The 19,385-nt window shown below is 64.7% G+C and carries 17 protein-coding genes and 1 tRNA gene; 10 read left to right on the top strand and 8 right to left on the bottom strand.

What is annotated here, in order from left to right; all coding sequences use genetic code 11:
- Positions 1-183: 183 nt before the first annotated feature.
- Positions 184-1,563, bottom strand: coding sequence for an L-serine ammonia-lyase (locus tag G7007_RS05535; RefSeq protein WP_181099726.1), 1,380 nt, complete (start codon positions 1,561-1,563; stop codon positions 184-186).
- Between the two features lie 442 nt (positions 1,564-2,005).
- On the opposite strand from G7007_RS05535, the gene G7007_RS05530 reads away from it, so the two are divergent.
- The 3 genes from G7007_RS05530 (at position 2,006) to choV (ending at position 5,049) form a co-directional block, all read left to right on the top strand.
- Complete coding sequence (locus tag G7007_RS05530; RefSeq protein WP_181099724.1) at positions 2,006-2,953, top strand: choline ABC transporter substrate-binding protein; 948 nt, start codon at positions 2,006-2,008, stop codon at positions 2,951-2,953.
- Positions 2,954-3,025: 72 nt separating this feature from the next.
- On the top strand, positions 3,026-3,874 hold the full coding sequence (gene choW, locus G7007_RS05525) for a choline ABC transporter permease subunit (RefSeq protein ID WP_181099891.1): 849 nt from the start codon (positions 3,026-3,028) through the stop codon (positions 3,872-3,874).
- Positions 3,871-5,049 (top strand): choline ABC transporter ATP-binding protein, encoded by a 1,179-nt coding sequence (gene choV / locus G7007_RS05520; RefSeq protein ID WP_181099722.1) that lies wholly within the window; start codon positions 3,871-3,873, stop codon positions 5,047-5,049. Before choW ends, choV begins: the two co-directional genes overlap by 4 nt.
- A gap of 622 nt (positions 5,050-5,671) precedes the next feature.
- On the opposite strand, the gene hisF is transcribed toward choV, so the two are convergent.
- The 6 genes from hisF to G7007_RS05490 all read right to left on the bottom strand — a co-directional run bounded on the left by hisF (position 5,672) and on the right by G7007_RS05490 (position 10,757).
- On the bottom strand, positions 5,672-6,442 hold the full coding sequence (hisF, locus tag G7007_RS05515; RefSeq protein ID WP_060392171.1) for an imidazole glycerol phosphate synthase subunit HisF: 771 nt from the start codon (positions 6,440-6,442) through the stop codon (positions 5,672-5,674).
- Positions 6,443-6,568: 126 nt separating this feature from the next.
- A complete protein-coding gene (gene hisA, locus G7007_RS05510) occupies positions 6,569-7,297 on the bottom strand; it encodes a 1-(5-phosphoribosyl)-5-[(5-phosphoribosylamino)methylideneamino]imidazole-4-carboxamide isomerase (protein WP_181099720.1) in 729 nt (242 codons plus the stop codon).
- Between the two features lie 106 nt (positions 7,298-7,403).
- Entirely contained in the window at positions 7,404-7,667 is a 264-nt protein-coding gene (locus G7007_RS05505) for a DUF2164 domain-containing protein (protein WP_181099718.1), read from the bottom strand.
- Positions 7,667-8,305 (bottom strand): imidazole glycerol phosphate synthase subunit HisH, encoded by a 639-nt coding sequence (gene hisH / locus G7007_RS05500; protein ID WP_181099716.1) that lies wholly within the window; start codon positions 8,303-8,305, stop codon positions 7,667-7,669. Before hisH ends, G7007_RS05505 begins: the two co-directional genes overlap by 1 nt.
- Positions 8,305-8,898 (bottom strand): imidazoleglycerol-phosphate dehydratase HisB, encoded by a 594-nt coding sequence (gene hisB / locus G7007_RS05495; protein WP_181092749.1) that lies wholly within the window; start codon positions 8,896-8,898, stop codon positions 8,305-8,307. The genes hisH and hisB overlap by 1 nt, the downstream gene beginning before the upstream one ends.
- Positions 8,899-9,095: 197 nt before the next feature.
- On the bottom strand, positions 9,096-10,757 hold the full coding sequence (locus G7007_RS05490; RefSeq protein ID WP_181099714.1) for an OFA family MFS transporter: 1,662 nt from the start codon (positions 10,755-10,757) through the stop codon (positions 9,096-9,098).
- Positions 10,758-11,136: 379 nt separating this feature from the next.
- Between G7007_RS05490 and G7007_RS05485 the strand changes: the two genes are divergently transcribed.
- The 5 genes from G7007_RS05485 to G7007_RS05465 all read left to right on the top strand — a co-directional run bounded on the left by G7007_RS05485 (position 11,137) and on the right by G7007_RS05465 (position 15,560).
- Positions 11,137-13,386, top strand: coding sequence for an AsmA family protein (locus G7007_RS05485; protein WP_181099712.1), 2,250 nt, complete (start codon positions 11,137-11,139; stop codon positions 13,384-13,386).
- Positions 13,383-14,450, top strand: coding sequence for an A/G-specific adenine glycosylase (mutY, locus tag G7007_RS05480; protein WP_181099710.1), 1,068 nt, complete (start codon positions 13,383-13,385; stop codon positions 14,448-14,450). Before G7007_RS05485 ends, mutY begins: the two co-directional genes overlap by 4 nt.
- Positions 14,447-14,719 carry an oxidative damage protection protein gene (locus G7007_RS05475; RefSeq protein WP_181099708.1) on the top strand — a complete coding sequence of 91 codons (273 nt, stop codon included), beginning with the start codon at positions 14,447-14,449 and terminating at the stop codon, positions 14,717-14,719. Before mutY ends, G7007_RS05475 begins: the two co-directional genes overlap by 4 nt.
- A 90-nt stretch (positions 14,720-14,809) precedes the next feature.
- Positions 14,810-14,885 (top strand) — tRNA-Phe (locus G7007_RS05470).
- A gap of 231 nt (positions 14,886-15,116) precedes the next feature.
- Complete coding sequence (locus G7007_RS05465; protein WP_144940928.1) at positions 15,117-15,560, top strand: hypothetical protein; 444 nt, start codon at positions 15,117-15,119, stop codon at positions 15,558-15,560.
- A 262-nt stretch (positions 15,561-15,822) separates the two neighbouring features.
- Here G7007_RS05465 and gabP read toward each other — a convergent pair whose 3' ends face one another.
- Positions 15,823-17,223 (bottom strand): GABA permease, encoded by a 1,401-nt coding sequence (gabP, locus tag G7007_RS05460; protein ID WP_181099706.1) that lies wholly within the window; start codon positions 17,221-17,223, stop codon positions 15,823-15,825.
- Between the two features lie 602 nt (positions 17,224-17,825).
- On the opposite strand from gabP, the gene G7007_RS05455 reads away from it, so the two are divergent.
- Both G7007_RS05455 and G7007_RS05450 read left to right on the top strand, forming a co-directional pair.
- Positions 17,826-18,599 carry an ABC transporter ATP-binding protein gene (locus G7007_RS05455; RefSeq protein ID WP_181092744.1) on the top strand — a complete coding sequence of 258 codons (774 nt, stop codon included), beginning with the start codon at positions 17,826-17,828 and terminating at the stop codon, positions 18,597-18,599.
- 11 nt (positions 18,600-18,610) lie between these two features.
- Positions 18,611-19,366, top strand: a complete 756-nt coding sequence (locus G7007_RS05450) for an ABC transporter substrate-binding protein (RefSeq protein WP_181099704.1) — start codon at positions 18,611-18,613, stop codon at positions 19,364-19,366.
- Positions 19,367-19,385: the final 19 nt, after the last annotated feature.

The following is a 19,385-nucleotide window of genomic DNA, read 5'->3' as shown; positions in this document are numbered from 1 at the left end:
TGCGTTTCCTTGCCTTCAGTGAGCATTTAAGTAGCACTGGCAGGAAACATACCTGCACGCGACAGCACACCTCTGTCACCGTTGGTGATCGCGTCGTCTTTGGACAAGAGGAGAATCAGGGCGCTGCGGCGCACCGCAACGCGGCACGCCGAGGGTGTCATGGTGCAGAAGGGTGCAGGCGACTCAGCACTCGATGACGCTGACGGCCAGGCCGCCGCGCGAGGTTTCCTTGTACTTGTCGTGCATGTCGGCACCGGTGTCGCGCATGGTGCGAATGACCTGGTCGAGGGAGATGAAATGCTCGCCATCCCCGCGCAACGCCATCTGCACGGCGTTGATCGCTTTCACTGCCGCGATCGCGTTGCGCTCGATGCAAGGCACCTGCACCAGTCCGCCGACCGGATCGCAGGTCAGCCCCAGGTTGTGCTCCAGGGCGATCTCGGCGGCGTTTTCCAGCTGCCGGGGCGTGGCGCCCAATACCTGAGCCAGCCCGGCAGCGGCCATGGCGCAGGCAGATCCCACTTCACCCTGGCAGCCGACCTCGGCACCGGAGATCGACGCGTTCTTCTTGCACAGGATGCCGACCGCTGCAGCGGCGAGGAAGAAATCCACGACGTCGGCTTCGCCCACCGCGCTGCTGAAGCGCATGAAATAGTGCAGTACCGCTGGAATGATGCCCGCCGCGCCATTGGTCGGCGCCGTGACCATCCGCCCGCCGGCGGCGTTTTCCTCGTTGACCGCCAGGGCGAACAGGTTGACCCACTCCATGGCGCTCAAGGTCGAGCCGATGACGTTCGGCTTGCCCAGCTCCTGCAGGCTGCGGTGCAGCTTGGCAGCCCGACGGCGGACGTTGAGCCCACCGGGCAGGATGCCTTCGTACTTCAGACCGTTGTTCACACACGCCTGCATGGCGTCCCAGAGCGTGAGCAGGCCTGCGCGGATCTCTGTTTCGCTGCGCCAGACCCGTTCGTTGGCCATCATCAATTGCGCCACGCTCAGGTCGTTTTCCTCGCACAGGCGCAGCAGCTGCGCGGCGCTGTCGAAATCGTAGGGCAACACGGTGGTATCGGCGTCCAGCACGCCACTGGCCGCCTGCGCGGCATCGACCACGAAGCCACCACCCACCGAGTAGTAGGTGTCGCTGTGCAAGGGGCTGCCACCTGGGCCTTCGGCGATCAGCGTCATGGCGTTAGGGTGGTAGGGCAGGTTCTCGTCGAGCAGCTGCATGTCCCGCGCCCAGACGAACGGGATGGGACGGCGGTTATCCAGCAGCAGAGTGTCGGTTTCGCGCAGGTCGGCGATGCGCGGGACGATCTGGGTCGGGTCGATGGCGTCCGGCCATTCTCCCATCAGCCCCATGATCGTGGCGGTGTCCGTGCCATGGCCGACGCCGGTGGCCGACAGCGAACCGTAGAGACGGACCTCGACTCGCTCGACCTGGTCCAGTTCGCCACGCTCACGCAGCCCTTGAACGAACAGGGCCGCGGCGCGCATCGGGCCGACGGTATGGGAACTGGAAGGCCCGATGCCTATCTTGAACAGGTCGAACACGCTGATGGCCATTGTCGAATCACCTCTTGATGGGCTTGTCTTCCCGCGACATGACGCGGGTGGCGGGCCTGACAGGCTCAGGCAAGGGACCGCCGCACAGGCACGCATCATCGGGCTTTTGCGGGGCCGCACGCGGTCTGCAACCGACGTACTTTTGTCCGCCTACGCCCCGTTCTGGAAGGCGTGAGAAGGCGCTTTCAGGGTGGCTAATGACGCAAACCCGTTCCCATCCCCCGGGAAATCTCCATATGCGACACCCTCCTCTCTGGATACGACCCACCCTGTACTGGTTACGACCCTGGCAGTAGTCGATCGCCCGACGCTGGTGGATGATCGAACGCGACTCATCACTGCACGGCCCCGACCGCTGCCGCCCGGCAGCCATTGGCCGACCGCTGCCACAGAAGCACGGCGACCCGGGACACCCGAAGAAAAGAACACAGGAGTCCACCCCATGAGAGGCCCGCTTTCGCTGTTGCCGGTCGCATTGCTCGGAACCACGCTGATGGCTTCGGCCGCCGAGCCGGAACAATGCCGGACCGTTCGTTTCTCCGATGTCGGCTGGACCGACATCACCGCGACCACCGCGGTGACCAGCACGGTGCTCCAGGCACTGGGCTACACGACGAAAACCACCCTGATCTCGGTACCGGTGACCTACAAGTCCCTGGCGGCCGGCAAGGACCTGGACGTGTTTCTCGGCAACTGGATGCCGACCATGGAAAACGACATCAAGCCCTACCGCGACGCCGGCACGGTGGACACCGTGCGCGCCAACCTGGAGAACGCCAAGTACACCCTGGCCGTCCCCCAGGCGCTGTACGACAAGGGCCTGAAGGATTTCGCCGACATCCCCCGCTTCAAGGAGCAGTTGGGCGGCAAGCTCTACGGCATCGAGCCGGGCAACGACGGCAACCGCACGATCCAGAGCATGATCGACAAGAACGCCTTCGGCCTGAAGGACGCCGGCTTCAAGCTGGTGCAGTCCAGCGAGGCCGGCATGCTGTCCCAGGTCGCCCGCGCCCAGCAGCGCGACGAGGACATCGTGTTCCTTGGCTGGGAACCCCACCCGATGAACACGCGCTTCGCCCTCAAGTACCTCTCCGGCGGCGATGACTTCTTCGGCCCCGACTATGGCAAGGCCACCGTGTTCACGAACACCCGCAAGGGCTACGTCGAGCAGTGCGGCAACGTCGGGCGCCTGTTGCAGAACCTGTCGTTCACCCTGGACATGGAAAGCACACTGATGGGTGCCATTCTGGACGACAAGGTCAAACCCGAGGCCGCTGCCAAGGCCTGGCTGAAGGCCAACCCCCAGGTGCTCGAGACCTGGCTGGCCGGGGTGACGACCGTGGAGGGCCAACCGGGGCTGGAAGCCGCGAAAGCCAAGCTGGCGCAGTAGCCGCACGTATGCCCCTGCGCCGCCACCGTGACGGCGCAGGTCGACCTCAATCCTCGCAGGTGGACGTTCGCTATCATGCTTATCGATCAGAAATTACCGCTAGGGCAGTACATGGCCTCATTTGTCGAATGGTTGACCCAGCATGGCGCCAACTACTTCGACGCTATCGCTCAAGGCCTGGAACTGATGATCCATGGTGTCACCAGTGCCTTGACCTGGTTCAACCCCTTCGTTTTGATTGCACTGCTTGCCGCACTGGCGCACCTGATTCAGCGCAAGTGGTCACTGACCCTGTTCTGCGCCCTCTCCTTTCTGTTGATCCTCAACCTGGGCTACTGGCAAGAAACCATGGAGACCCTGGCCCAGGTCACCTTCGCCACGGTGGTGTGCGTGGCCATCGGCGTGCCGCTGGGTATCGTCGCGGCGCACAAGCCGATGTTCTACACCGGCCTGCGCCCGGTGCTGGACCTGATGCAGACCGTGCCGACCTTCGTCTACCTGATCCCCACGCTGACCCTGTTCGGCCTCGGCGTGGTCCCTGGGCTGATCTCGACCGTGGTGTTCGCCATCGCCGCGCCGATCCGCCTGACCTACCTGGGCATCTGCGACGTGCCCCAGGAACTGCTCGACGCTGGCAAGGCGTTCGGCTGCTCGCGCCGCCAGCTGCTGACCCGCATCGAGCTGCCCCACGCCATGCCGAGCATCGCCGCAGGCGTCACGCAGTGCATCATGCTGTCGCTGTCGATGGTGGTGATCGCCGCCCTGGTTGGCGCCGACGGGCTGGGCAAGCCAGTGGTCAACGCCTTGAACACCGCTGACATCTCACTGGGCTTCGAAGCGGGTCTTGCCATCGTGCTGCTGGCGATCATGCTCGACCGTATCTGCAAGCAACCCGAGCTGCCGGCCAGGAGCGAAGCATGAGTATCATTCGATTCGAAGACGTCGACGTGGTGTTCTCCAGCAAGCCACGCGAAGCCCTGGCCCTGCTCGACCAAGGCCTGAACCGCGAGCAGATCCTCAAGCGCACCGGCCTGGTTCTGGGGGTGGAAAAGGCCAACCTGGACATCCAGAAAGGCGAGATCTGCGTGCTGATGGGGCTCTCCGGCTCCGGCAAATCGAGCCTGCTGCGCTGCATCAACGGGCTGAACACCGTCAGCCGCGGCAAGCTGTTCGTCGAGCACGAGGGCAGCCAGATCGACATCGCCCACTGCACGCCCGCCGAGCTGAAGATGATGCGCACCCAGCGCATCGCCATGGTGTTCCAGAAGTTCGCCCTGATGCCCTGGCTCACCGTGCGCGAGAACATCAGCTTCGGTCTGGAGATGCAGGGCCGCCCCGAGAAGGAGCGGCGCAAGTTGGTGGACGAGAAGCTCGAACTGGTCGGCCTGACACAGTGGCGCAACAAGAAACCCGATGAGCTGTCCGGCGGCATGCAGCAGCGTGTGGGGCTGGCCCGGGCCTTGGCCATGGACGCCGACATCCTGCTGATGGACGAGCCGTTCTCCGCGCTCGACCCGCTGATTCGTCAAGGGCTACAGGACGAGTTGCTGGAACTGCAACGCAAGCTGAACAAGACCATCGTCTTCGTCAGCCACGACCTGGACGAAGCGCTCAAGCTGGGTAGCCGCATCGCCATCATGAAGGACGGCCGCATCATCCAGTACAGCCGTCCCGAGGAAATCGTCCTCAACCCGGCCGACGATTACGTGCGCACCTTCGTCGCCCACACCAACCCGCTCAACGTGCTCTGCGGCCGCAGCCTGATGCGCACGCTGGACAACTGCAAGCGCCTCAACGGCTCGGTGTGCCTGGACCCAAGCAATGACTCCTGGCTCGACCTGGCCGAGGGCAACACCCTCAAGGGCGCCCGCCAGGGCGTCAACGGCATGACCCTGCAGAACTGGGTGCCGGGGCAGTCGGTGGACGACCTGGCCCGCCAGCCGACACTGGTGCACGCCGACATCGGCATGCGCGAGGCCTTGCAGATTCGTTACCAGACGGGCAACAAGCTGGTGCTGCAGGAGGGCAATTCGGTGGTGGGAATCCTGGGCGACAGCGAGCTGTACCATGCGCTGCTGGGGCGTAGCCATGGGTAGGTAGGCGTGGGAGGTGCAGGTATCCCGTGGGGGTAACTGCGGTTTGATCCATGCTTTACGGTGCCGATGATTTCGTGGGGCCTGCCCGCGATAGCGATAGCAGACCGACCTATGGCCGGCAGGCTGAATACTGGCCTGTCAGTCCTGGGGTGAATGCACAGGCCCCATCGCTGGCAAGCCAGCTCCTACAGGTACCCATCTCAAGCAGGCAGCAGCACGATAGCGACGCCACCTGTGGGAGCGAGCTTGCCCGCGATAGCGGTGGTAAACCCGCCGCATGGCCGACAGATCGAACGCTGGCCTGGCAGCCCTGAGGTGAATGCACAGACTCTATCGCTGGCAAGCCAGCTCCCACAGATACTCATTTCAAGCAGGCAGCAGCACGATGGCGCCGCCACCTGTGGGAGCGGGCTTGCCCGCGATAGCGGTGGCAAACCCGACACGTGACCGACAGCTTGAACATTGGCCTGCCAGCCCTGGGGTGAATGCACAGACCCTATCGCTGGCAAGCCAGCTCCCACAGGTACTCATTCCAAGCAGATATCGGCACGATGGCGACGTCACCTGTGGAAGCGGGCTTGCCCGCGCTACAGGCAACCCGCAACCACGCGTCGCACGGTTTTCAGCGCACCACGATCCCGCGCTGCGCCAGGTAGGCCTTGGCTTCCGGCACGGTGTACTCGCCGAAGTGGAAGATGCTCGCCGCCAGTACCGCGCTGGCGTGCCCTTCCAGGATGCCGTCGGCCAGGTGCTGCAGGTTGCCGACGCCGCCCGAGGCAATCACCGGGATACCGACCGCATCGCTGATGGCCCGGGTCACGCCCAGGTCGAAACCGTTCTTCATGCCGTCCTGGTCCATGCTGGTCAGCAGGATCTCGCCCGCGCCCAGCCCTTCCATCTTGCGCGCCCAGGCCACGGCATCCAGGCCGGTCGGCTTGCGACCGCCATGGGTGAAGATCTCCCAGCGCGGTGGCTCACCAGGCGCGGAGACCTGTTTGGCATCGATGGCCACGACGATGCACTGGGAACCGAACCGATCGGCCGCCTCGCCCACGAACTCGGGGGTGAACACGGCCGCCGTGTTGATCGAGACCTTGTCGGCCCCCGCGTTGAGCAGGTTGCGAATGTCCTGCACGGTCCGCACGCCGCCGCCCACGGTCAGCGGAATGAACACCTGGCTGGCCATGCGCTCGACGGTGTGCAATGTCGTGTCACGGCCATCGACGCTGGCGGTGATGTCGAGGAAGGTGATCTCGTCGGCACCCTGCTCATCGTAGCGCCGGGCGATTTCCACCGGATCGCCCGCGTCACGGATGTTCTCGAACTTGACGCCCTTGACCACCCGGCCGTTGTCCACGTCCAGGCAAGGGATGATGCGTTTCGCTAAAGCCATGAACTTTCTCCTTTAAGCTGCAAGCTGCAGGCCAGAGCACGTCAGCGCCGCCTAGGCGCCTCGTCAACACATGACGTCACGCACTACCGTCCGCTTGTAGCTCGTGGCTTGCCGCTTGCTCCCCATTCAACGGTCGCAGAGCGCCTGGGCTTCGGCGACGTCGAGGGTGCCTTCGTAGATGGCACGGCCGGTGATCGCGCCGATGATGCCTGGGGTCTTGGCGTCCAGCAGGGCCTGGATGTCGCCCAGGTTGTGGATGCCGCCGGAGGCGATCACCGGGATCGAAGTGGCTTCGGCCAGGGCCTTGGTGAAGGGCACGTTGCAGCCCTGCATCATGCCGTCCTTGGCGATGTCGGTGTAGACGATCGCCGAGACGCCATCGGCCTCGAAGCGACGGGCCAGGTCGATGACCTGCACCGAGCTGACTTCGGCCCAGCCGTCGGTGGCGACGAAGCCGTCCTTGGCGTCCAGGCCGACGATCACCTTGCCAGGGAAGGCCTTGCAGGCTTCGGCGACGAACTCGGGCTGCTTGACCGCCTTGGTGCCGATGATCACGTAGCTGACGCCGGCCTTGACGTAGTGCTCGATGGTCTCCAGCGAACGGATGCCGCCGCCGATCTGGATCGGCAGGTGCGGGTAGCGCTTGGCGATCGCGGTCACCACTTCACCGTTGACCGGCTGGCCTTCGAAGGCGCCGTTCAGGTCGACCAGGTGCAGGCGGCGGCAACCGCCCTCCACCCACTTGGCGGCCATGCTCACCGGGTCATCGGAAAACACCGTGGAGTCTTCCATGCGGCCCTGGCGCAGACGCACGCAGGCGCCGTCCTTCAGATCGATAGCGGGGATAATCAGCATGCTGTGTCCTTCGTCGGTTCAGGCGGCATGCTGCGCGTCGATGGCCGCACGCATGCGCGTCAATGGTTCGTCTGGCGATCATGCCGGGCAGGCGGCGATCGTCGGGTCAGTCGCCTTTCTCGAGCGCCCACAGGTCGCTTTCGATGCTCTCGAAGCGGTCCTTGAGGTGCACCTGCACATCGGCGATGGCCCGGTTGTAGTAGTGGGGCGCGATGTCCCGGCTGAACAGCTCGAGCACCTCGGCCACTTCGAACGACCCCAGCTGCAGCTCGAAGCGGTCTTCGAGAAACCGCTTCAAGGTCTCCAGCGCTTCGCGCTCCTGCTCGGGCGCCAGGGTGATGCGCGGTGGTGTGGCGCGCGCACGGCTCATTACCAGCGGCCGTCCCAGCTGATGAAGTTCTGCAGCAGCTGGAGGCCGTGGGTGTGGCTCTTCTCCGGGTGGAACTGCACGGCGAAGCGCGAGCCTTCGGCCAGCGCGGCGGCGAAGTCGACGCCGTAGTGACCGCGACCGACCACCTGGCTCGGCTTGCCGGCCTCGATGTAGTAGCTGTGCACGAAATAGAAGCGCGCCCGGTCGGGGATGTCGTGCCACAGCGGGTGATCGACACCCTGGGTCACCTCGTTCCAGCCCATGTGTGGCACCTTCAGGTGCTGGCCGTCTTCATGCAGGTCCTTGCCGAAGAACCGTACCTTGCCCGGGAACAGGCCGATGCAGTCGACGCCGTCGTTCTCCTCGCTGTGCTCGAGCAGCGCCTGCATGCCGACGCAGATGCCGAGGAACGGACGGTCCTGGCTGACCTCGCGCACCAGGCCGTCGAAGCCCAGGCGGCGGATCTCGGCCATGCAGTCGCGGATCGCGCCGACGCCTGGGAACACCACCCGGTCCGCCTCGCGGATCACGGCCGCGTCACTGGTGACCAGCACCTTGCCGGCACCCACGTGCTCCAGGGCCTTGGCCACCGAGTGCAGGTTGCCCATGCCATAGTCGATCACGGCTACTGTCTGCATCAGAGGCAACCCTTGGTGGAGGGCATCTGCCCGGCCATGCGGTCGTCCAGTTCCACCGCCATGCGCAGCGCGCGGCCGAAGGCCTTGAACACGGTCTCGATCTGGTGGTGGGTGTTGTGCCCACGCAGGTTGTCGATGTGCAGCGTCACCAGGGCATGGTTGACGAAGCCCTGGAAAAATTCCTGGAACAGGTCGACATCGAAGCCACCGACCGACGCGCGGGTGTAGGGCACGTGCATCTGCAGGCCGGGGCGACCGGAGAAGTCGATCACCACCCGCGACAGCGCTTCGTCCAGCGGCACATAGGCATGCCCGTAGCGACGGATGCCCTTCTTGTCGCCGATGGCCTGGGCGAAGGCCTGGCCCAGGGTGATGCCGACGTCCTCGACCGTGTGGTGGTCGTCGATGTGCAGGTCGCCGTGGCACTCGATGTCCAGGTCGATCAGCCCATGACGGGCGATCTGGTCGAGCATGTGTTCAAGGAAGGGCACACCGATGGCGAAGCGCGCTTTGCCACTGCCATCGAGGTTGATCGAGGCCTTCACCTGGGTTTCCAGGGTATTGCGCTCGACGGAAGCCTTACGTTCGACCATCACCAGCTCCGCAAGAATCGTTGGGCGAAAAGGGCCACATTATAGGCGCAGAAATGCCCGGCTTGAAACGCGGATGAGGTGTGATCGGGGAAATTTGCCGGTCCCAGGCATGGGCCTGTCGAGGACGGCCTGCCTTGCACAGGCCGTCTTCCTGCCAGGGGGGCAGCGCAGGGCGCCCTCCCCGGCTCGTTTCGGGGTCAGTTGAACAGCACGGCGGTCTTCTGCAGGGTGATCCAGATCCCCCAGGCCAGCGGGATGCCCACCACCAGCCAGGCCACCACCACCAGCGGCTTGCTGGCCGGGGCTGCGCTCCACTCCAGGACCTGGCTGCCGTCGGCACCCTTGTCATGGCTCAGCGCGCGCTCGGCGGCCAGCTCGGACTCGGTCATGAAGTACTTGTCGGCCACCGGACGCACCAGGGCGTTGCAGATGAAGCCCAGCACCAGCAGGCCGGCCAGGATGTACAGGGTGATGTCGTAGGCAGCCGAACGCTCGACGCCCAGCGCCAGCTGGTACTCGCGCAGGTAGGTGATCAGCACCGGGCCAAGCACGCCCGCCGCGGCCCAGGCGGTCAGCAGACGACCGTGAATCGCGCCGACCATCTGGGTGCCGAACAGGTCGGCCAGGTAGGCCGGCACGGTGGAGAAACCACCGCCGTACATCGACAGGATGATGCAGAACGCTGCCACGAACAGCGCGACGTTGCCGATGTGGCCCATGTTCGGGATCAGCGCGTACAGCGCCACGCCCAGGGCAAAGAAGGCGAAGTAGGTGTTCTTGCGCCCGATGTAGTCGGAGAACGAGGCCCAGAAGAACCGTCCGCCGATGTTGAACAGGCTCAGCAGGCCGGTGAAGCCGGCGGCGATGGCGGCGATCTGTGCCAGCTGGCCGGCATTGAGTTCGCTGAAGCTCAGCTCATTGCCCAGCAGCTTGCCGCCGAACACTTCCTGCAGCAGTGGCGAGGCCATGCCGAGGATGCCGATGCCGGCCGAGACGTTCAGGCACAGCACCAGCCAGATCAGCGCGAACTGCGGCGTCTTCCAGGCCACGCTGACGTGCACGTGGCGGTCGGTGATCATGCCGCTGCCGGCCTTTTTCTGTGGCGCGATCCAACCGGCCGGCTTCCAGCCGGTCGGTGGCACGCGGTAGGCGAGCGCGCCGGCGGTCATGAACACGAAGTAGATCGCGGCCATGACCATGAAGCTCTGCCAGACGCCGACGTCCTGGCCCGTGGCGAAATGCCCCATCAGCGTGGTGGCCAGGGGCGCGCCGACCATCGCGCCGCCACCGAAGCCCATGATCGCCATGCCGGTGGCCATGCCGCGCTTGTCCGGAAACCACTTGATCAGCGTCGACACCGGCGAGATGTAGCCCAGGCCCAGGCCGATCCCCCCGATCACCCCCGACCCCAGCCACATCAGCCACAGCTGGTGGGTCTTCACGCCGATGGCCGAGATCAGCAGGCCGCCGCACCAGCACAAGGCCGAGACCAGGCCGGCCTTGCGTGGGCCGGCGTGTTCGAGCCAGCCACCGAGGACCGCGGCCGAGCAGCCCAGGAACACGAAGAACAAGGTGTAGATCCAGCTCAGCATCGAGATCGGCCAGTCGCATTCGGCGCTGAACAGGCGAGCGATGAAGCCCATGTCCGGCGAGCAGGCGACGGGAGCGCTGATGCCGATGGCTTGCGACAGCGGCAGCCAGAACACCGAGAAACCGTAGGCCATGCCGATGCACAGGTGGATGGCCAACGCTGCCGGCGGGACCAGCCAGCGGTTGAAGCCGGGGCGAGCGATGATGCGCTCCTTGGACAGGAAGCCCGGGGCGCTGGCCCTGGCTCCGGTCTCGATACTCTTGTTCATTGTTGTTCCTCAAGTGTCGGATTCGCGAGGCGGATCGATGCGCGGTGCCGTCCTGACTGCACGCAGGCGATGGCCAGCCGGTGCTGATGACGCCGCGACAACCGGTCGCAGGCGTTTTGCAGGCGCGCAAGAGTACCAGCGACGAGACGGTCGCGCGCGCCTTTAGAGACGAAATGCCATCATTGACGCATGCGCCGCTTTGCGTCACGTCGACCGCACGTTCCTGCATGAAAGGACGACGATGGACCTGGCTGTCGCCAAAGCCGACAAAAAGTGCATGAAATACCCCATATGTCTTGTCGGACACTCAGGTCTGGGAGCGGCGGCGTTATACTCGGCGGTCGCCCTATTCAGAAATTGGACTACAAAGGACTCGCCCATGAAAGCCTTTGGCAAAATCCTGGGGCTGGTGCTCCTCGGGTTGCTGCTGATCATCGTGGCTCTGGGATTCGCCCTGACCCACCTCTTCGATCCCAACGACTACAAAGACGAGATTCGCCAGCTGGCCCGCGACAAGGCCCACGTCGAACTGACCCTCGACGGCGACATCGGCTGGAGCCTGTTCCCCTGGCTGGGCCTGGAATTGCATCAGGCCAGCGTCGCCACCCTGCAGAACCCGAAGACGCCCTTTGCCGACCTGCAGATGCTCGGCCTGTCGGTCCGCGTGCTGCCGCTGCTGCGCCGCGAGGTGCAGATGAGCGACGTGCGCATCGAAGGCCTGAACCTGACGCTGGCGCGTGACGTCCAGGGTCATGGCAACTGGGAAGACATCGGCAAACCGGTGGCCGACGCCACGGCCCCGGCCTCGCCTGGTGCCACGCCCCCGGCTGACGATAAGGACGCACCTGCCGCCCGCGAGGGCAACGAGCGCGCACTCAAGCTCGACATCGACAGCCTGACCGTCAACAACGCACGGGTGCACTACTCCGACGCCACCACCGGGCAGACCTTCGAGGCCGAAAGCATTCAGGTCAGCACCGATGCCGTGCACGAAGGTATCAACATCCCGCTCAAGGCGTCGGGCTTCCTCAGCGTCGGCCAGCCGAACCTCAAGGTGCGTGCCGAGCTGACCGGGCAGGCACGCTTCGACCGCACGCGCCAGCGCTACACCCTCGAAGACATGCGCTTGTCCGGCGAAACCGCCGGTGAACCGCTGGCCGGCAAGACCCTGACGTTCGCCGCCCAGGGACAACTGCTGGTCGACATGGCCGCCCACACGGCGGCCTGGAGCAGCCTGAAGGTGTCGGCCAACCAGCTGCGCGCCCTGGGCGAGCTGGACGTCAGTGGCCTGGACACGGCGCCCCACGTCACCGGCACGCTGTCCATCGCCCAGTTCAACCTGCGCACCTTCCTCGACGGCATCGGCCATCCGCTGCCGGCCACGGGCGACCCGGCCGCGTTCGGCAAGCTCGAACTGGTCGGGCGCCTGGACGCCACCCCCAACAGCCTGGCCCTCGAAGGCCTCAACCTGAAGCTCGACGACAGCACCTTCACCGGCCGCCTGGCGGTCGAGGACTTCGCGCGTCAGGCCCTGCGCGTGCAGTTGAACGCCGATGCACTCGACGCCGATCGCTACCTGCCGGCCAAGAGTGAAGCGGCCAAGGGCGCCAAGGCTGCCCGCCAAGCCGAGGTCAACCAGCAGGAAGCTTCCGCCGTGGCCGGTGCCGGCACCACGACATTGCCGGACAAGCCCACCCAGCAGGCCTGGAGCACCGATCCGCTGCTGCCCCTGGAGCGCGTGCGCATCCTGGACCTGCAAGCCGACCTGGCCTTCGGGAAACTGACCCTGGACACGCTGCCGATCGACGACGCCAGCCTCAAGGCCAGCGGCCAGGGCGGCCTGATCACGTTGCAAGGCCTGCGCGGCAACCTGTACAACGGCCGCTTCGCCGTCACCGGCACCCTCGACGCGCGCCCGGCCGTGCCGCAGCTCGGCATCAACACCCGCATCGACAACGTGCCGGTGGAGCACTTCATCAAGACCGACGATCCGCAGAAGGCGCCGCCGGTCAAGGGTCAGCTGACCCTGGCCAGCGACCTGACCGCCAGCGGCAACAGCCAGAAGGCGCTGATCGACACGCTCAACGGCAAGGCCAACTTCAGCATCGCCAACGGCGTACTGGTCGAGGCCAACCTCGAACAGCAGCTGTGCCAGGCCATCGCCACCCTCAACCGCAAGTCGCTCAGCGGCGAACCACGCGGCAAGGACACACCGTTCCAGGAGCTGCGCGGCAGCCTGGCGATCCGCAACGGCGTGGCCAGCAACCCCGACCTCAAGGCGCGCATTCCGGGCCTGACCGTGAACGGTCATGGCGACCTGGACCTGCGCGTGCTGGGCATGGACTACCGTATCGGCGTCATCGTCGAAGGCGACCAGCGCGCCATGCCCGACCCGGCCTGCCAGGTCAACGAACGCTACGTGGGTGTCGAGCTGCCCCTGCGCTGCCGTGGCCCGCTGGAGCTGGGCGCCAAGGCCTGTCGCCTGGACAAGGACGGCCTGGGCCAGGTCGCCGCCAAACTGGCGGGTAACCGCCTCAACGACACACTCAACGAGAAGATCGACGAAAAGCTGGGTGACAAGGTCAGTCCCGAGCTCAAAGACGCGCTCAAGGGCCTGTTCAAACGATGAATTCCCAGCAGTTCTCCAGCGCCGTGCTGACCTGGTTCGACCGGCACGGCCGCCACAACCTGCCCTGGCAGCAGGACATCAACCCGTACCGGGTGTGGGTGTCGGAAATCATGTTGCAGCAGACCCAGGTCAGCACCGTGCTCAACTACTTCGACCGCTTCATGGCGGCGCTGCCGACCGTGCGCGACCTGGCCGAGGCACCGGAAGACGAGGTGCTGCACCTGTGGACGGGGCTGGGTTACTACACCCGCGCCCGCAACCTGCAGAAGGCCGCGAAGATCGTCGTCGAGCAGCACGGCGGCGAATTCCCCCGCAGCGTGGCCGAGCTGACCGAGCTGCCCGGCATCGGCCGCTCCACCGCCGGCGCCATCGCCAGCATCAGCATGGGCCTACGCGCGCCGATCCTGGACGGCAACGTCAAGCGCGTGCTGGCCCGCTTCATCGCGCAACAGGGCTACCCCGGCGAGCCGAAGGTGGCCAATGCGCTGTGGAACGCTGCCGAGCTGTACACCCCGCTCACCCGGGTCAATCACTACACCCAGGCGATGATGGACCTGGGCGCGACGGTGTGCACCCGCAGCAAGCCGACCTGCCTGATCTGCCCGTTGCAGGCCGGCTGCGAAGCGCACTTGCTGGGCCTGGAAACCCGCTTCCCCGAACCCAAGCCGCGCAAGACCCTGCCGCAACGCCAAGCGGTGATGCCGCTGCTGACCAACGAGGCCGGCGAGATCCTGCTCTACCGGCGCCCCTCGAGCGGTCTGTGGGGCGGCCTGTGGAGCCTGCCGGAACTGGAGCAGGTCGAGCAGATCGAGGACCTCGCCGCCCAGCATGGCCTGCACGTGCTCAGCCAGCGCGCGCTGCCCGGCCTGACCCACACCTTCAGCCATTTCCAGCTGGCCATCGCCCCCTGGCAGGTACGGGTCGACACCCGCGCCGCGCCCGTGGTCGAGGCCGACTGGCTCTGGTATAACCTCGCCACCCCGCCGCGCCTGGGCCTTGCCGCCCCGGTCAAGAAGCTCTTGCACCGCGCGGCCGATGAATTGAACGCAGGAGAGTCGCCATGACCCGCACCGTGCTGTGCCGCAAGTACAACGAGGAACTGCCAGGCCTGGAGCGTCCGCCCTACCCGGGGGCCAAGGGCCAGGACATCTTCGACCACATCTCGCAGAAGGCCTGGGCCGATTGGCAGAAAGAACAGACCATGCTGATCAACGAGAAGCGCCTGAACATGATGAACGCCGAGGACCGCAAGTACCTCCAGGGCGAGATGGACAAGTTCTTCTCGGGCGAGGACTACGCCAAGGCCGAAGGGTACGTTCCGCCCAGCGAATGAGCCGGAAAACCGTAAGCGACGGAATTAATTTAAAAAATTTTCAAAAGACGCTTGACCGAAACCTGAAAAAGCTTTTTAATGCGCCCCGTTGCCCAGATAGCTCAGTCGGTAGAGCAGAGGATTGAAAATCCTCGTGTCGGCGGTTCGACTCCGTCTCTGGGCACCAAACTCCGAAACCCCTGAATCGAAAGGTTCAGGGGTTTTTTGTTGGGCGGGTGGTAGTGCTTGAAGGATCGAGGCGGCTTCCAGAGGCGTAACGCAACGCCCTCTGCCAGATCGACGCCGCCTCCCCTGTAGCGGCCCCTGCCGGGGCGCCGGACCGGCCGCGATAGGCTGCCCAGCAGCCCCAGCCAGCCAACCCAGCCTGTCGCCCCTCCCCAACCCAAGGACCGCACCCATGGCCTCCAACACCAAACAACAGAAACGCGCCAAGCGCGCCGCCAGCAAAGCCAAGCAGAACCGCATGGTTCGCAGCGGCCAGTCGGTCAAGGCAAGCAGCGGCGAGAGCACCAGCGTCGAGCAGGTCTTCAACAAGGCCAAGGACTCGGGCAGCTACGACGACCTGTTCGCCCGCATGAAGCAGGCCCAGGAAGGCGGCCTGGTGCCGATGATCTCGGTGTTCCTGGTCGACCCGCTGCTGGCCCTGGTGCTCAAGGGCCACAAGGAAGAACACGCCACCGACTACATCGTGCTGGTCTTCACCGCCTACCGCGACTGGCTCGACGGCGCCGACGAAGACACCACCATGGCCTGGCTGGAGAGCGATGAATTCCAAGAGGCATACATCGCAGCCTCCGAGGCGGTCGCCAAGCAGCAGCAACAGCAGAAGCAGTTCGGCTGAGGGCATCAAAGCCCAACCATGAAAAAGGCCTCGCTCCAGTCAGGAGCGAGGCCTTTTTCGTTCAGGTCAAACGTCTGGCAGAAATACCGCTTAGACATCAGAACCGGGCCTGTGGGAGCGGGCTTGCCCGCGATGCAGGCGGTGATGGACCGGACGCCATCGCGGGCAAGCCCCACAAGGTACTGCGCCAACCTGTCAGACCAGATGCAGTCCAGACTGGGGTGACCCTTAGGCTGCGACTGGGCCCGCCCCCACCTCCTACTCAGTGATCCAGCGCCACGCGGCCATTGCCCAGACCCTGCGCCTTGCGACGACGCTGTACCAGCAGCCCCGCCGCCACCACGCCAATGCTCAGCAGCGCGGTCGCGACGATCTCGGCACGGTGGTCCGGACGGATCGCCATCACCCCCAGCACGCCGACGATGAAGACGATGGTCGCCCAGGTCAGGCCCGGGAACAGCCACATCTTGAAAGCGATCGCTTCACCGTTCGCTTCACGCTGACGACGCATGCGCAGCTGCGACACGGCGATCACCAGGTACACCAGCAGCGCGATCGCGCCCGAGCTGGCCAGCAGGAACTCGAACACTGCTGCCGGCGCGAGGAAGTTGGCGAACACGGTCAGGAAGGCGGCGGCGGTCGACATCAGCACGGCCCAGTGCGGTGTGCCGGCCTTGCTGGTGCGCTGGGCCACGGCTGGCGCGTCGCCGCGCTTGGCCAGGGAGAACAGCATGCGCGAGGAGGTGTATAGCGCCGAGTTCAGGCAGCTGGTCACCGCGATCAGCACGACGATGTCGACGATCAGCTTGGCATTCGGCACGCCGATCAGGTTCAGCACGGTCTGGTAGGAACCGGTGCTGGCCAGCTCTGGGCTGTTCCATGGCACCAGGGCCACGACCAGGAAGATCGACACCAGGTAGAACAGGCAGATCCGCCAGATCACCGAGTTGGTCGCCTTGGTGATCTGCTTGCCTGGATCCTTCGACTCGGCCGCTGCGATGGTGACGATCTCGGTGCCCATGAACGAGAACATGGTGGTCAGCATGGCCGCCAGCACGGCGCCCAGGCCATTGGGCATGAAGCCTTGGGTGTCGAACAGATGACTGACGCCGCTGACCTGGCTGCCCGGCACCAGGCCGAACATGGCCACGCAGCCGACCACGATGAAGGCGACGATGGCCAGCACCTTGAGCAGGGCGAACCAGAACTCGAACTCACCGTAGTTCTTCACGCTGAACAGGTTGGTGACGGTCAGCGCCAGGGTGATGATCAGGGAAAAGGCCCACAGGTCCACGGCCGGGAACCAGGCGTGCAGGATCGCGGCGGCGGCGTTGGCCTCCAGCGGGATCACCAGCACCCAGAACCACCAGTACAACCAGCCGATGGTGAACCCGGCCCAATGGCCGATGGCACGGTCGGCGTAGGTGGAGAATGAGCCGGTGTCGGGCGAGGCGATGGCCATTTCGGCCAGCATGCGCATCACCAGCACCACCAGGGTACCGGCGGCGGCATAGGCCAGCAGGACGGCAGGGCCTGCTTCGGCGATGGCGTGGCCCGAACCGACGAACAGGCCGGCACCGATGACGCCCGCGATGGACAGCATGGTCACATGCCGTTGTTTGAGCCCCTGAGCGAGGTCGTTGGAATTGTGGCTACCGCTCATGAAAGCACCTTTTGTGAAGGGTGAACGTCTGCGAATGCGGCGTACCTGTCGGTCCTTGAATCGGTGCCGCATTGCGCACCATGCCCATCGACTGGCAATAAGTGCGCCATGACAGCACACAGGGTGTCGGATATTTCGCACAACCCCGTAAAACAAGGCTTACAGGCCTTTTGGCCACGATGTGACCGAAAGCCCGCCAAATCCCCCGTCAAACCCGGTTTTACTGAAATACTCATTTACAACTGCACCAAAGGTGGGCCTAGGTAACACTCGTGCACCTTGACAGCGCAGCGCAGGCGCAACCTAGGTACAACCCGTTAGCCAGGGGCCGCTGAAAAGGTACTACCCCGTCGGGCGCGGCTTCCCTCATCGCCTCAAAACTGGCACCATCGCGCCTTTTTTTCATCAAAGGCTTCATCACGGACGAGCAGCCAGGCAGACATCCTCGCGACAGTCTTCTGTGACGATGCGACAACCTGACCTGGCGTCCCCTGAAGCAAACCGCGACCCGGTGGCTGTCATGAAGCCGCTATGCTAGCTTGGCGCTCGCCAGGAAGGCCGCCAATAAGCTGGGAACGCACTCGAAGACATGAGGACCGCACATGGCCCAGGCCACGCCCGCGCTTGAAATCCGCAACCTGCACAAACGCTACGGCGAGCAGGAGATTCTCAAGGGCATTTCGCTCACCGCACGCGATGGTGACGTGATCTCGATCCTCGGTTCGTCCGGCTCAGGCAAGTCCACGCTCCTGCGCTGCATCAACCTGCTGGAAAACCCTCACGCCGGGCAGATCCTCGTCGCCGGCGAAGAACTCAAGCTCAAGCCGGTCAAGAACGGCGAGCTGATCGCCGCCGACAACCGCCAGATCAATCGCCTGCGCAGCGAGATCGGCTTCGTCTTCCAGAACTTCAACCTCTGGCCGCACATGTCGATCCTCGACAACCTCATCGAGGCGCCACGCCGCGTGCTGGGCCAGAGCAAGGCCGAGGCCATCGAGCACGCCGAAGCGCTGCTGGCCAAGGTCGGCATTCACGACAAGCGTCACGCCTATCCGGCACAGCTCTCCGGGGGTCAGCAACAACGGGCGGCGATTGCCCGTACACTGGCCATGAAGCCCAAGGTCATCCTGTTCGACGAGCCGACCTCGGCCCTCGATCCGGAAATGGTCCAGGAAGTGCTTAGCGTCATCCGTGCCCTGGCCGAGGAAGGCCGTACCATGCTGCTGGTCACCCACGAGATGGGTTTTGCCCGTCAGGTGTCGAGCGAGGTGGTCTTCCTGCACCAGGGCCTGGTCGAAGAGCAAGGAACGCCGCAGCAGGTCTTCGAAAACCCGGCCTCGGCGCGCTGCAAGCAGTTCATGTCCAGTCACAGCTAACGGAGCAACACATGCAGACTTACAAGAAATTCCTCCTGGCCGCTGCCGCCACGCTGGTGTTCTCTGCCAATGCGATGGCCGCCGAAAAGCTGCGCATGGGGATCGAAGCCGCCTACCCACCCTTCAACAACAAGGACGCCAGCGGCAACGTGGTCGGTTTCGACCGGGACATCGGCGACGCCCTGTGCGCCAAGATGAAGGTCGAGTGCGACGTGGTCACCTCCGACTGGGACGGCATCATCCCGGCCTTGAACGCCAAGAAGTTCGACTTCCTGGTGTCGTCGCTGTCGATCACCGACGAGCGCAAGCAGGCGGTCGACTTCACCGACCCCTACTACTCCAACAAGCTGCAGTTCATCGCGCCGAAGAACGTCGACTTCAAGACCGACAAGGACTACCTGAAGGGCAAGTCCATCGGCACCCAGCGCGCGACCCTGGCCGGCACCTGGCTGGAAGACAACTACGGCAGCGACATCGACATCAAGCTGTACGACACCCAGGAAAACGCCTACCTGGACCTGGTGTCCGGCCGCATCGACGGCATCCTGGCCGACAAGTACGTCAACTACGAGTGGCTCAAGAGCAAGGACGGCCAGAACTACGAGTTCAAGGGCGAGCCCGTGGTCGAGAGCGACAAGATCGGCATCGCCGTGCGCAAGGGTGACGACGCGTTGCGCACTCAGCTGAACGCCGCCCTGAAAGAAATCGTCGCCGACGGCACGTACAAGAAGATCAACGACAAGTACTTCCCGTTCAGCATCTACTGAGTCACCCCGACCGGCGCCG

Source organism: Pseudomonas entomophila, assembly GCF_013523125.1.
Lineage (GTDB): Bacteria > Pseudomonadota > Gammaproteobacteria > Pseudomonadales > Pseudomonadaceae > Aquipseudomonas > Aquipseudomonas entomophila_B.
The sequence above is the reverse complement of the archived record's forward strand: the minus strand, read 5'-3'. Positions and strand labels throughout refer to the sequence as shown.